The following is a 13,796-nucleotide window of genomic DNA, read 5'->3' on the forward strand; positions in this document are numbered from 1 at the left end:
TTCCCTTTTGCATCGCTACATTTTTTGGATAATACCAAGTTAAGAAATGGCGTAGCCATTTCTTAACTTGAAAACCCTTGCTAGGTTTAGTTTTTAATTCACAAAAGTGTTGTCACACTTTCGTGAATTGGTATAAGTAGGGGCTGGGTTTCCAAGCCCAAATCCCTGCTAATTCAGTAATTGTTTACAAGCAGCGATCGCAGAATTTAGAAAAGTTTTAACTTGATCCGCACTTGCCTGAGGTTCGCCACATTGAGAAGCGGTTAGGACAGCCCCAACCCAATGTTCTGTATGCCAAATCCCATCTCCATTTAGCGCGGGTAAGCTACTGCGATCTTCAGGATAAGGATAGGGAGTCACATACCAGTAAGGCTCGTCATAGCTACCATCGCCTAGAGATAAACCCACACCAATTGATAGTTCTTCTCCATTACTAGCGGGGATAGAAATTAATGTTGCAATGTCGAAATGATGTGGCCAAATGCGAACGTTAGACACCATAGCTTCTTGCTGGACTATATCTTGGAGAATGCGATCGGCAATAGCATAATATTCAGCTAGATTTGAAGTTAGATTCAGGAATTGGAAAGTTTTGCCACGGGCAAGATCGCTATCTGGGAAATCGTTTGGTGGATAGGAAATTGGCGTAATTAGATCTGCGTCACCACCCAATCCACTAACGATCGCCTTCATCCAATCAAATGCTTCAGATAATGTGCGATCGCTCAAAGTAAAAGCAGAAATAACTTGATCTCGATCAGTTAAAAATTCTAGGGTTAGTGAGATCGGTTCGAGTGCGACCCGATATGATTTTATAGGTGTAATTGCACGAGTTGTAAATCCTCGCCCATAGTCCCAGAATAATCCTTTATTACTCGAATCTGCTAGAGCATTGGAGATAGCTGCTAAGGGTTGAATTGCATAGTGGAGTTGGATTCTCGCTTCAGCAAATTGCTGGCGATCAAATATAAATGATGGTTGATTGGGAATATTCATTGTTATAGCTAATTTTTTGATTAGAGTTTTTGATTAAAATTGTTTGGCTAGGGCTTCACTCATTTTTCAATAATTCTCAGGGCATGACCATCAGGATCTCTGACTAAAAGTCCGCGTTTAAACCCTAAAGCAAGAGAAGGCATGGCGATTGCTTCGGGCGAGACGAACACTTCTGGAATTTAACAGCCATATCATGCCTCTAGTCTTTTGATGAGATGTTCAGCAACCCTTAAAGCGTTAGCAATGATAGTCAAAGTAGGATTGACAGCACCACTCGAGCAGAAAAAACTGCCATCGACAACATAGAGATTATCAATATCGTGGGTTTGGCAATTAAGGTTCAATACAGAGGTTTGGGGATCTTCGCCAAAGCGGCAAGTCCCCACTTGATGCCCAATTCCTTGCAAAGGGAGTTTCCCAGTAAAATAGTTAGTGGAACCTTTGACAAAATAACTGTCATGAGACAGAATGCTCTCGCCACAGTCAATAGATTTAAGAGTCTCGATCCACTTCTATTCCAATCGGGCATAGGGTTCGGAATTATTTTCGGTATAGTCCAAAATAATGCGATCGCCCTCGACACGAACTCGGTTATTGGAGTCAGGCAAATCCTCTACAGTCAACCACCAATCTACAGAATGGCTTGCCACTTCCTCAGGTGTAAGAGGAGCATAGGCTGCGGCATTGCCTTCGATCATTTCCTTATTGACTTTACCAAGGGTTTGAATTTGCCCCATTGGGTAGTCGTAGCCATCTTCACCCCAATAGAAATCATTGATCGATAGAGTCTTTTGGAATTTGGTGGGATTGGGTTGTTTCGTTACCCCAATGATGGAACCGAGTACGTGCTTCATAAAATTGCGACCTACCAAATTGGAGCTATTTGCCAAACCATTTGGGTGTTGGTCATTACACGATCGCAACATGATCGCCGATGAGTTCACCGCTCCGCAGGAAAGAACAACTATCCCACCAGAAAAATGCCTGATCTCATTATTGACACTTACTTCAACTGTAGCAATCTCCTTCCCAGAATCGCTGGTATGGAGTTTTAACACCTTAGCCTCGGTTAATAGAGTCAAATTATGATGCTGTATAGCAGGCAGAATCCCAATTACCTCAGCATCAGATTTAGCTCGAACTAGGCAGGGAAATCCATCACAGGTATTACAGCGAATACATTCACTTAGATGTTGCTGGACTTCATTTAGTTTGATCCCTAGAGGCGTATGATATGGATGTAGCCCCTTTTGCTGGAGTGATCTGCTTACGGATTCCATGCGTGGCTCATGGCTAACCGCAGGATAAAAATAATCTTGGCTGCGGGGTGGTTCAGTCGGATCGAACCCCTGATTGCCATGAACTTGATATAGCTTTTCCGCTTCAGTATAGTAGGGTTCAAAGTCTCGATATTTTAGGGGCCAAGCGGGAGAGATTCCGTCCTTATGCTCATAGGCTTCAAAATCTCGCTCGCGCAGACGAAATAATGCTGCTCCATAAATCTTGGTATTACCACCAACAGAGTAGCTCATGCCAGGATGTAATTCGTTGCCGTCGCGATCGTACCAAATTTCGTCGTTATGATAGCGGTTGCTCTTGAATGCGACTTTAGTATCCCAGTTTTCCTTTTCTCTAGGCATAAAGGAGCCACGCTCTAGGACTAAGATGCTTTTGCCAGTAGGAGCAAGCTTGTAAGCGAGAGTTCCTCCTGCTGCACCAGTACCAATGATAATGATGTCGTAATGTTCTGTAGACAAGAGTTCTGCGGACATTGTTCTGCTCCTACTGCTCTTGATAGTTCCAAAGCAAGCCACCATCGACGACAATAGTGGAACCAGTAATGTAGCGGGCTTCTTCAGAAGCTAAAAACGCCACCACGGAAGCAACATCTTCAGGTTGCCCTAATCTGCCAAGGGGAATATTCTTAAGCAAAGGCTCCAATTTAGAGGGATCGTTGAGAAGTGCTTTATTAATTGGAGTTTCGATCGCACCTGGAGCGACATTGTTGATGGTGATGCCCATTGCACCAAGTTCAACCGATAGATTGCGGGTCATCATCTTCAAAGCTCCTTTGCTAGCACAGTATGCCGTGAAGTGTGGAAATGGCAATTCTTCATGAACAGAGCTAATGTTAATAATGCGCCCATTGCGTTTGCCTTCGCTAATTTGATGCTTCACAAAGGATTGCGTAGCAAAGAAAACCCCCTTAAAATTGATATTCATTACCGCTTCAAAGTCTTTTTCGGTCACATCCCAAAAATCAGCGTGTTTTTCAATTCCCGCATTGTTCACTAGAATATCGAGCGTGCCAAAATGTTGGATACTCTCATCGATCAATTTGCGAACATCGTCCACCATGCCCAAGTCAGCACCAATGCTATAGCCGCGATCGTTATCACAGAAGCCCTCAGCCATCATGCAATCTCCACCAGTTGCTTTGATAGCATTTAAAGTCTCTTCAGCACCTTGGGGATTAGAGCGATAGTTGACCACAACTTTAGCGCCTTCCTTTGCCAATCGAATCGCGATACCTTGACCGATGCCACCACTACTACCAGTAACTAGAGCAATTTTTCCTTCAAGACTCATATATTTTCACCGCAGTAAGATTTGCAATTATTTGGAAAGATTCTCGAAGAGCTAAAATATCCTATGAGACTTAAGGTTTTAGCTAAACGTTTAATCTATTGTGTTTCAGAAGAAACTTGAGAAAGTTAGAAAGCTATAAAAACTTGATTGAAATCAGATGATGCTTTTGGAATAATCTTTAATCATTCCCTCAGCGAATCATCATAAATATAGCCATAAATATAGCTATAGTCACTTAAGTCAGAACATCAAACCCTAGAGAGTTGCGGAGCTTTGCTCCGCAACTCTCTAGGGTTTGATGTTCCTATAGTTTGCACATCTGACAACATACGGGACTGATGCATGGGGTAGTACTGTTCGGGCAGAGCTTACAGCATAGTTCTGCGCGACTCCTTCTCTTACTAAGTCTCAGATAAATTTCTGAAGCCAAGAGCATTCCCAGCGGCGGAGCGATACAGTAAACCCAAAAGCCATGCCAAGCCTGAGACGGTATCGCCGAACCCAGAGAACGGGCGGGATTCATGCTCATCCCTGAAATTGGAGCTTCAAAGGTAATATAAATTATTATCAATAACCCACAAAATAATCCCGTAAGTTGAGATATCTTTGGATTATTTGATACCTGTAATATCAAGGTCATCATTCCTAAAGAAATAACAAACTCAGCTAAGAAAGCTCCCATTTCTCCAGCGAAGCTCGGAACAGTCGCAATATAGTTTACCGAGGGATTGGCGATCGCTGTACCTAGCAAAACTCCAGCCAGCCAGATCCCTGATATTGCGCCGATCGCCTGAGCCAAGATATAAAAAAAGGCATCAAGAGAGCGAATTTTTTTAAGCCGCCAGAAAGTCAAAGTTACCGATGGATTTAGATGCGCTCCCGATCGCATTCCTAAGGGGGAATAGACAATGGCAATCAAGGTTAATGCCATCGCAATGCCGATCGCCAACCGCCGCAATAGAGGATCGGCGATTGCCTGATGAATGGGCGAAAAAGGAAGCTCAAATAATGCGGTTACGAGAGTAGCGCTGACCATGAATGCACCCAAGCACAATGCCTCGATCGCATATTCTACTAGATTCATTTGGATGTCCTAGCAAGGTATTTTTCAACAGTATCAACTGTATAAAGATTAAATTTGATCGCACTTATATAGCGGTTTTCATTTTGCTATAGGTAAAATGAAAACCCAAAACCTTTACTGGGATTGATCTTTGGTTTTCAAATGAGTATGTACTCATTTGAAAACCGCTATATGTCGAGAATGATTTTTGCGGTCTTAGGTTCAGAAATACAAATTAGCACCGAACCGTTTTCGACGGAAGCAGTTGGCTTTTCTTCGTATTCGACTTCTCCTTCGGAAATTTTGCAGGCACAAGTACCGCATACCCCAACTCGACAGCTATGGTCTGGATAAATTTCATTTGCTTCCGCAAACTCTAAAATCGATCCTTGGTCGGGATTCCAATGAATAGCCTTACCAGATTTACTGAATACAACTTCAATGGCATCGGAATTTTCATTTCTAGGAATAATTTCTTGAGATTGCTCGGATTTCTTGGGCTTAGCCTTAGCAAAGGATTCAAATAGCACATTCTTGTCTGGAACGCCCCATTCTCGCAAACCATCTCTAAGGGAATCCATGAATGAAGGTGACCCGCATAGAAAATAATCGGCGACAGAAGAGCCGCATAATTTTTCCATTTCTGGAGCCACTGTGCTCTTAATTAAATTGGCATCGACATAGCCTTTGTGCTGATACTGCCCTTCATCATCAGCCGTAGGGCGGCTATAGCTATAAGCGATATGCAGATTGGGATTGTGTTCGGCGATCGCATTGACCTCATCGCGAAAGGCGTGAAGACTGCCATCTCGCGCACCATGTAAGAACCAGATATGTCGTTGCGGATTGAGCAAGGTAGCCGCTTTTGCCATGCTAATCATTGGGGTAATGCCAACACCATTGCTAATTAAAACAGCAGGCTGGGGGCTACTAAGATCCAACACGAATTTGCCAGCAGGAGGCTTAGCAGCAATTATAGAACCTTCATGAATGCTGTCGTGCATGAAATTAGAAGCAACTCCGGGAGGTGCGATCGTATCGGGGGGAGCAGGCTCGCGTTTGATCGATAGGCGATAATAATCAGGTGATTCTAAATAATCGGAAAGCGAATAGGTACGAATTATTGGTTTGGGTTGGTCGGGAATATCAAGCTGAATTGTTAAAAATTGTCCTGGAATATGATTGGGAATGTTACCACCATCGACGGGCTTCAAATAAAAAGACGTAATGCTTTCGCTTTCTTTGACTTTGCGAGCAATCACAAATTTGCGCCAATCTTTCCACTCCGTACTTGACTCAACCTCTTCCACCAGAGAAGCAGTAGATTTAGAAGAAATCGATCTGCTTTTCCCAGTAGCAACGCCCCCAATCGTACCAATAGCAGCGCTTGCTAGAGATACAAAAACAATTAATTTATGGGTAGCTTCATTTCTAGGATTAAACAAGTACAGGGAAGCAGTAATTGGAATTGTTACTAAAGTACTTAAAAATATCCCCGATGTTATTGCTCTAAATAGAGGATTTGAAATTTCCCTAATCTCTTCTAACATTGTCTAGCTCCATCGATAATCTAATAATTTTAAATTCAGCCATAACCCTGAAGCTGAAAAGGACTGACGAAATTATATTTAGATAGAATGCTATCTCCAGATTACTGGGGCTTAAACCAAAAGAACAAGTCTCTCGAACCAGTTATGCCCTGCCCAAAAAATAGGATGGTTGCAAAAATATTCAATATAATATGCACATTTCTCCAACGATTTTGGCGATCTTGATAGATATCTTGCACGATCGCTACTGAAAAAATCATCAGTAAAGCTGAAGCTATTCCATAATAGTAATGGGAAAAGAACCACTCGCTATCTTTGCGATAAATCTCAGGTTGAGAACCAATGACAATAAGCCCCATCCCTGCAAGGGTAGCAAAGGTTCCGCGCCATAATTTACTGGTAGCACGGTAAAGAAATACCATTGAAGCGATCGAACCGAAAAACAACAGGGCAACTAAGGCAACCCGAAAAGGTTCTTTAGTTAGACTATCATGAGCGATCATCTTTGAGACTATTGGAAACCCCATACCTAAAAGTGCGACCCCCACTACTGAACCAGTCAGCCAATAGCCGATCGCTAAATGTTCTGAACCAACATTCGGAGGAATTTTGCTCTTAACACCACTTGCCGCTTGCAAGCGTCGCTGACGGGTTAACCAAGAACGATTGAGCACGATCCCAATTAATGGGAATACGATCGCGATCGCGATCGCAGGATGTAACAAAGCAAAAAAATATTTTATTTCCATATGACTCGACAATGAAACTTCAAATTCAAACTGAAATAACATAACGGGTTTCATTTCGCTTATGGCAAACTGAAACCCGTTATAAGTTTAAATTAAATTATTTAACTTCACTTGGAGCAAAATTAACGATCAAACCTTTCTTAATTGCAACTACTACGTCATAAGTCGTGCAGAGTGAGATCGTAGTGTCATCTTTCTTGCTGTAAAGGTTAACTACCATACCAGCACCCCCAACTTGAATGCCAATCGGGGTAAGGTCTTTTGCATACAATTTACGAAGCAAATCGCCACTGCCTGGTTTCCCCTTAATTGGTGTAATTTGATCGATTTTCTCTTGACTTGTTAGAGCTTGAGCAATCTTAACTTCTTGGACTGATGCATGGGCTGCATTAGGATTGAATGCTTGTACGGGAACTGTGGAAGCGGCAACTATAGTTGCGATCGCAGTTGTAGCAAATAAAGAAGTAAGTTTCATGATAATGATTTCCTTAAGTTGTGTGTGAGTCTGGTGTGAAGCGATTTAATTTGGCTGTCTTAATCTCAACTTCTTTAATGATCGGCGATCGCCATGAAACGAGGCTGAGATCAAATTATGAGTTACATAAATTTAGAATTAAAAGCAAGTAGGTTAAAACTCAGCGTTTACTTATTTATAGAAAATAGATAGGCGGCGCTATGCGCCGCCTATCTATTGAATTACTTAACAAGACGCAGGACATATCCCACACCACGGACAGTCTGAATTATGCGCGGGGCATCATCAATTTCTAACTTCTGTCGTAAAGTGCGAACATAAACCTCAATCACATTAGAATCACCACCAAAGTCATAGCCCCAAACCTTCTCCAAGATCTGATCGCGAGTCATCACCTGCTGTGGGTGCATCATCAAATATTCCAATAATTCAAACTCTCGAACTGTCAATTCGATTGCTCTCCCATTTCTAATTACTTCGCGAGAGCGGAGATTTAAGCTCAGATCTTCAAATTGGAGAATGTTACTCTCTGTTTCAAAAGTACGGCGTAAATTACTACGGATTCTGGCAAGCAATTCCTCAATACTAAAGGGCTTAATCACATAATCATCAGCTCCAGCATCTAAACCCGCCACGCGATCGCTAATTTCATCTCTTGCTGTAACCAAGATAATGGGGACTTTACTACCCGTCGCTCGTAAACGTCTACAAATCTCTACTCCTGTTAGCCCAGGCATCATCCAGTCCAAAACTACTAAATCAGGAGGATCTTGTCTAGCTTGAGTTAAGCCATCTAGCCCGTTATGCGTCATACTTACCTGATAACCTTCGCAGCTCAATTCCATCTCAATGAATTGTGCTAGTTTAATATCATCTTCAATTAACAGAATTTTGATTGACATAGTATTTAAGTAGATATTAAGTATTTAAGTAGATATTAAGTGAATATTAAATAGAAGATTTGAGCATAACCTTAAAGGTACTACCTTTACCCATTTGAGAATCTACACTTAGATCTCCCCCCATTGCTTCTACTAATACTTTAGCGATCGTCAAACCTAATCCTACTCCGCCCGTAATCCGACTACGCGATCGATCAACACGATAAAAAGGGCTAAAAATATGAGGTTGATCTTGAATAGGAATGCCACAACCGCGATCGCAGATACTAATAGCGGCATAACTATCCAGTTTTTCCAATTTAATCGTAATCATCGTATCAGAATACCTAATAGCATTATCAATCAACCTTGATAAAACTTGTTTAAGGCGATCGACATCTGCTAGAACGAAAATAGGCTTTTCCTCACTTTCAAGTACAAATTCTCGTTCTTCTGCTTTATCAAAATTAGCGATTACCTCCAATACCAAATTCTGCAATGTCACTGATGTCGGCAGAAAGCAAATGGAGTCACGATCTAACCGTGCTAGATCGAGAGATTCTTGTAATAAATTAATAGTATGCTGCATCTCTAACATCGCGATCTTAAGCACATCTTTCTGAAGCTCAGTGAGGTTTTCACTACGACGATGGATACTTTGCATATAGCCGTACACTACAGTCAAAGGAGTTCGTAACTCATGGGAAAAATTGCCAATCAATTGTCTCTGCTCTGCCTGAACTTGGGAGAGACTAATCATTAAATCTTCTTTGGCTGAGTTAATCTGTAATATATTCTGTGGCATTAGCATCTCTCTTCGATTTGGTCGTGAAAAGCTCTTGGTGATCGTTATAGCCCCCATGATCGTGATGCTGATCAAGATAAATTCAAAAAGATTCCAGATTGAGATCATGAAAAGTAAATTACTAATACTAAAAAACTTGGCAATGTTAAAGATTACAGAAATTTAAGCCATGGGCAGCAAGAAGTGCTACTTGCATCACAAATTATTCCTATAAATGTAGATATTTATATTATAACTATCGCTTTTCTAAAGCTCTCTAATATGATTTATCTTTAAGTAATTAATTAATAAAAGCTAAGTTTTAGCTGAGCGTATCTTTATGAATTACCTGAACAGTCTTTATTTTTACTCTATGAAGGCCGTTAAAGTATCGCTCAGATTTATTAAAGACAAGATTTCAGTTTTATTGCCTCAGCGCATAAAACAACACTCATGGCAAAGAAAGCGTACTTTAGAAGTCTTATCTTCTCTTAGTTATCGTGCAGGTGAGTTGAATAGTTATCTACAATTGGTAGCAGATAGTGTTAGTGAGTTACTGGGATTGGATTGGGCTGTAGTTACCCTTTGTCGAGAAGGGTATGAGCGAGTCTTAGCCAGTTCAATTGACATGGGTACTGATGTAGATAAAACCTATGAACTGCATGGCTCTCTCACGGGCACTGTCATCAAAATTGGACGCTGCTTGTTTGTCGAAGATACATCCATCAATAAAGAATATGGCGAACCACCAGAAGGCTATTTTGCTTATTTAGGTGCGCCCTTAAGGCTACCAGATGGCGAAATTATTGGTACGATTTGTTCATTCCATCGCAAACCGCGCAAATTTACAAAAGAAGATATGAGATTGGTGGAAATCTTTGCTGAACGTGCTGCTACTGCTATTGATAACTATAATCTCTATCAACAGCAAATAGAAACGAACTTAGCATTAAAGAAAAGTGAAGAGCAGTTGCGCCAGATCGCAGAAAATTTAGAGCCGTTGGTATGGTTATATTCCCATGATGGGGAGCCAATATATATGAGTCCAATGTTTGAGAAGGTGTGGGGTATTGAAATTGCCCAATGGTATAGCGATCGCGAAGTTTGTCTAAATGCGGTTCATCCTAAAGAGCGTGAGCGCGTGGCTATGGCATTTAACAAAGTGTTTACACATAATGATAATTACGATCTGGAATATCGCATTATCCGTCCTGATGGCAACCTGAGAGTTATTCGCGATCGGGCATTTTCGATTTTCGATGAAGTTGGGAAAATTTATCGCGTTGCGGGGATTACCGAAGATATTACCGACCGTCAGCAAGAACAACAGAGCAAAATTGAAGCGTTAGAACGACTCTCAGAGATTGGCGAACTAGCAGCGACAATCGTCCATGAAGTCCGTAACCCTCTAACTACAGTACTGATGGGATTAAACTTCTTTCAGCGCATGGAACTGCCGGAAAATGCTAGGAAGCGATTGATGCTGGCTTTAGATGAAGCAGAACGACTCAAGCGACTTTTAAATGAGATTCTGCTCTATGCTAAGCCTGAAGTGATTCAGCCTATGTCCATTGATATAAACGAACTAACACTAGAGATAATTGAAAATATTTCTAGTACGCAAGTTGCAACTGACAAACAAATATGTTTTGAAGCCTTGTCTGACCCCCTGATAATCTATGGAGATAAAGATAAGTTAACTCAGGTTTTAATCAACCTATTGCAAAATGCCTGTGAAGCAGTATCAGAAGGAGAAAAAATTTCTGTTAGTTTGTCTCCTTTGACAAGTTCTCGTCAAATTTGTATGCAAGTCCAAAATGGAGGTACGCCTATTCCCGCTGAGATTTTACCCAACTTAACCAAACCTTTTATGACGACTAAATCCTCAGGTAATGGTTTAGGTTTAGCGATCGTCAAAAAAATTGTGGAAGCTCATGGAGGTAAATTAGTGATTGAATCTTCATCGGTCGCAGGCACGATCGTTAAGGTTTTATTGCTGACAGATATAGATCCAACTTATAGACATTTACGCTTTACTTCAGGTAATAGTGTTTCACATTTGTTGATAGATTAGTTAGCTCCATAACTTTTTAAAAATAAACTATGAAGATTACTAATAATCTACAGAAAATTTTCAATCAAACTCCTAGCTCAGTTTATCTTGTCTTTGCCATATTAATCTTTGCATCTTCTAACTCTCTTACTCGGAAAATTGTTGAAATCGGGAAAGATAACTTGATCGATGGCAGAAATCCGATCTCACTCTGTAACGTCTTATTTGTTGGAAATATTTGTGCTTTGGGGTTAATGCTTCTAATCTTTCATAAACATTGGACCTTGCATAAACTCAAAGCTTTAACTCGTAAAGATTGGGTTAGCATAACCTTTACAGGCATTTTATCGGGGGCGATCGCCCCAGCATTAATTTTCACAGCCTTAGGGCAGACAAATGTCACCAATATCGTTTTAATTGGTCGTATTGAACCAATTTTTACTCTTTTATTGAGTGTTTGGCTATTGCGATCACAGGTTAACTCTTGGACAATTTTAGGTTCCCTAGTCTCTTTTGTGGGTGCAGTAACAACTGCTTTTTTAACAAATTCACCACAAAAAATGACGATGTTGGGATTTCAACTTGGGACAGGAGAAATCTTGGTAGCGATTGCCGCAGTTATTGTTTCCATTTCAACTGTTGTAAATAAATTACAACTGCGATCAATTCCGTTAGGAATTATTACTATCTATCGTAATGTTCTTGGAACTTTGATTTTCTTCATGCTAGCTAATTTTCTATATGGAGCAAAGCATTTTGCTGATGTACTATCTCCTTTTCTCTGGCAATGGATGCTAATTTATGCAGCAATTATAGTAGTTACAGGACAACTATGTTGGTTAATTGGTGTAAAAAAAGCTACTTCAACCGAACTCAACTTAGCGAGTTTATTCAACCCAATTATCGCTATTTTTATGGCTTATTTAATCTTGGGTGAAGTACCAACTTCTGCACAATATTGGGGAGGCAGTCTATTGTTAATCGGAGTTGTCTTGAGTTTTATTGGCAATCTATACCAATCTAAAACTAATCAGAAATTATCTAAACCAATTCTTCATGAGGCAATGGAAATGAATATTGGTTTTCGAGGCATTTAACCTTATAGCGGGTTTCAGATCAGTAGACTTCATCGAAAATAAAAAGGAGATAAGACATAAACATATTTCTCCATTGTTAGGCTGCGGTTGTCACTACGAATGATTGCTACGATGGTGAAGTACTCGCCGATATTTTCGAGGGGATTGATGCTGAGGTCGGTCAAGTTTCCGCAGATGGAGCCTATGACCATCGCCATTGTTATGACGAGATTACTCAACATGGAGCTAAAGCCGTGATTCCTCCGCGCAAAGATGCCAAAATTTAGCTGCATGGTAATACCAATGCTCCTGCTCATCCCCGTGACCAAAACCTGCGCTATATCTGTAAACATGGGCGTAAAAAATGGAAACGTAACTCAGGTTATCATCGACGTTCTTTGGCAGAGACGACGATGTTTCGGTTCAAAAAAATCTTTGGGGGTACTTTATGTTCTCGTAAATTTGACAATCAAGCGGTTGAGTTGTTCGTCAAATGTGCGGCTCTCAATCGCATGATTCAACCTGCTAAATCTGTCTCCTGTTCTGTTGTTCGTTAATTGTCTATCCTAAGATCCTTCATCTTTTGGCTTCTTTTTATTCATGCAACAAAGCCATCTAAAACTATCCATAAGCTCTAAATTGACATAGAAATACCTTAGAGCAAATAATTGCCACTTATTTGTTATTAAATTTATGCGAATAAGTATAAATACTTATTTTTGATGACGTGTTTTCTTGTTTTCAGGGCTTTGCTTGGCGCGTTGCGATATATTGAAGGGGTATCTCTGTCCGTTAGTTTAGTTGTCGTTATGCCCAAATGGTTTAATACTGCTGGCCCCTGTAAGCCTGATATTCATTGCATGTTGTTGGCTACGGACGCTTACCTGCGTTTGTGGATTTGATTGCTCAGCGTAGCGGCGAAACGTGCTTTCTTGAAGGCGGCTGAAGGTTTGGATGAGGTTAATGTATTTAGAGCGATTCCAATCACAAAGGTAAATTTACAGCACAAAGCGCTTTAAAAAATGACGACATCATAAATTTGACAGCAGTTTTTTGCTGTCTGCGGCAATGAAAAAATAAAATTCAGTTTTACCCTGAGAATTTTTGCTTGATTAAATGTAAGACGTTTATTTTATAGACAATTTACGCTTAAATTATCTATAATTTATGCAAATTGCTTAAAAAACAGATAAGGGTAATTGATTTATGAGTCCCGATGTAAATTTTCTGAACATTGCCGCTTCACCCCTTGCTCTCAATGTTCAACCATCGAACTTATTAATTCCTACCCAACAATCAAGTAATACACTTAGTATGGCATCCTACGCCATTCGTACAGACCAAACTATTACGATAAATGGTGGCGGAGACCTAGATGGCAACCCATTATTACCCTATGATGATGCCCTGATCTATGCTGCTAAAGGGTTTACTTTCAATAACGTACCCATTCTTCCGGTCAATCGCACTACGAGTGGCGATCCGATATTCGATCCACTGACAGGTAAACAAGTTCTCGTTGATAATGCTGTTGGCGTTGCACATATTCATAATGGTTATTCAAATATCTTGGGATAAGA

The 13,796-nt window shown here is 40.6% G+C and carries 11 protein-coding genes and 2 pseudogenes; 4 read left to right on the forward strand and 9 right to left on the reverse strand.

Features of this window, described 5'->3' with window-relative positions; translation table 11 throughout:
• Window positions 1-168: 168 nt before the first annotated feature.
• From PseudUWO310_RS15700 to PseudUWO310_RS15740, 9 genes and pseudogenes are all read right to left on the reverse strand, one after another.
• Complete coding sequence (locus tag PseudUWO310_RS15700; protein ID WP_142602880.1) at window positions 169-996, reverse strand: hypothetical protein; 828 nt, start codon at window positions 994-996, stop codon at window positions 169-171.
• A 191-nt stretch (window positions 997-1,187) separates the two neighbouring features.
• A pseudogene (locus PseudUWO310_RS15705) lies at window positions 1,188-2,768 on the reverse strand (GMC oxidoreductase).
• Window positions 2,769-2,778: 10 nt separating this feature from the next.
• Window positions 2,779-3,585: a glucose 1-dehydrogenase gene (locus PseudUWO310_RS15710; protein WP_142602882.1), complete on the reverse strand. Its 807-nt coding sequence runs from the start codon at window positions 3,583-3,585 to the stop codon at window positions 2,779-2,781.
• Between the two features lie 304 nt (window positions 3,586-3,889).
• Window positions 3,890-4,669 carry an MIP/aquaporin family protein gene (locus PseudUWO310_RS15715; protein WP_142602884.1) on the reverse strand — a complete coding sequence of 260 codons (780 nt, stop codon included), beginning with the start codon at window positions 4,667-4,669 and terminating at the stop codon, window positions 3,890-3,892.
• 167 nt (window positions 4,670-4,836) lie between these two features.
• Window positions 4,837-6,198, reverse strand: coding sequence for a 2Fe-2S iron-sulfur cluster-binding protein (locus PseudUWO310_RS15720; protein WP_142602886.1), 1,362 nt, complete (start codon window positions 6,196-6,198; stop codon window positions 4,837-4,839).
• A gap of 101 nt (window positions 6,199-6,299) precedes the next feature.
• Window positions 6,300-6,947, reverse strand: a complete 648-nt coding sequence (locus PseudUWO310_RS15725) for a DUF4079 domain-containing protein (RefSeq protein ID WP_142602911.1) — start codon at window positions 6,945-6,947, stop codon at window positions 6,300-6,302.
• Window positions 6,948-7,044: 97 nt separating this feature from the next.
• Window positions 7,045-7,422, reverse strand: a complete 378-nt coding sequence (locus PseudUWO310_RS15730; protein WP_142602888.1) for a hypothetical protein — start codon at window positions 7,420-7,422, stop codon at window positions 7,045-7,047.
• Between the two features lie 221 nt (window positions 7,423-7,643).
• Entirely contained in the window at window positions 7,644-8,324 is a 681-nt protein-coding gene (locus tag PseudUWO310_RS15735; RefSeq protein WP_142602890.1) for a response regulator transcription factor, read from the reverse strand.
• A 46-nt stretch (window positions 8,325-8,370) separates the two neighbouring features.
• On the reverse strand, window positions 8,371-9,108 hold the full coding sequence (locus PseudUWO310_RS15740; RefSeq protein WP_190316050.1) for a sensor histidine kinase: 738 nt from the start codon (window positions 9,106-9,108) through the stop codon (window positions 8,371-8,373).
• A gap of 352 nt (window positions 9,109-9,460) precedes the next feature.
• On the opposite strand from PseudUWO310_RS15740, the gene PseudUWO310_RS15745 reads away from it, so the two are divergent.
• From PseudUWO310_RS15745 to PseudUWO310_RS15765, 4 genes and pseudogenes are all read left to right on the forward strand, one after another.
• Entirely contained in the window at window positions 9,461-11,161 is a 1,701-nt protein-coding gene (locus PseudUWO310_RS15745) for an ATP-binding protein (RefSeq protein WP_223805693.1), read from the forward strand.
• 29 nt (window positions 11,162-11,190) lie between these two features.
• Window positions 11,191-12,237, forward strand: coding sequence for a DMT family transporter (locus PseudUWO310_RS15750; protein WP_142602896.1), 1,047 nt, complete (start codon window positions 11,191-11,193; stop codon window positions 12,235-12,237).
• Window positions 12,238-12,323: 86 nt separating this feature from the next.
• A pseudogene (locus PseudUWO310_RS15755) lies at window positions 12,324-12,773 on the forward strand (transposase); the annotation flags it as partial.
• Between the two features lie 649 nt (window positions 12,774-13,422).
• Window positions 13,423-13,794, forward strand: coding sequence for a hypothetical protein (locus PseudUWO310_RS15765; RefSeq protein WP_142602901.1), 372 nt, complete (start codon window positions 13,423-13,425; stop codon window positions 13,792-13,794).
• Window positions 13,795-13,796: the final 2 nt, after the last annotated feature.

The sequence above is a fragment of the Pseudanabaena sp. UWO310 genome, assembly GCF_006861605.1.
GTDB lineage: Bacteria > Cyanobacteriota > Cyanobacteriia > Pseudanabaenales > Pseudanabaenaceae > Pseudanabaena.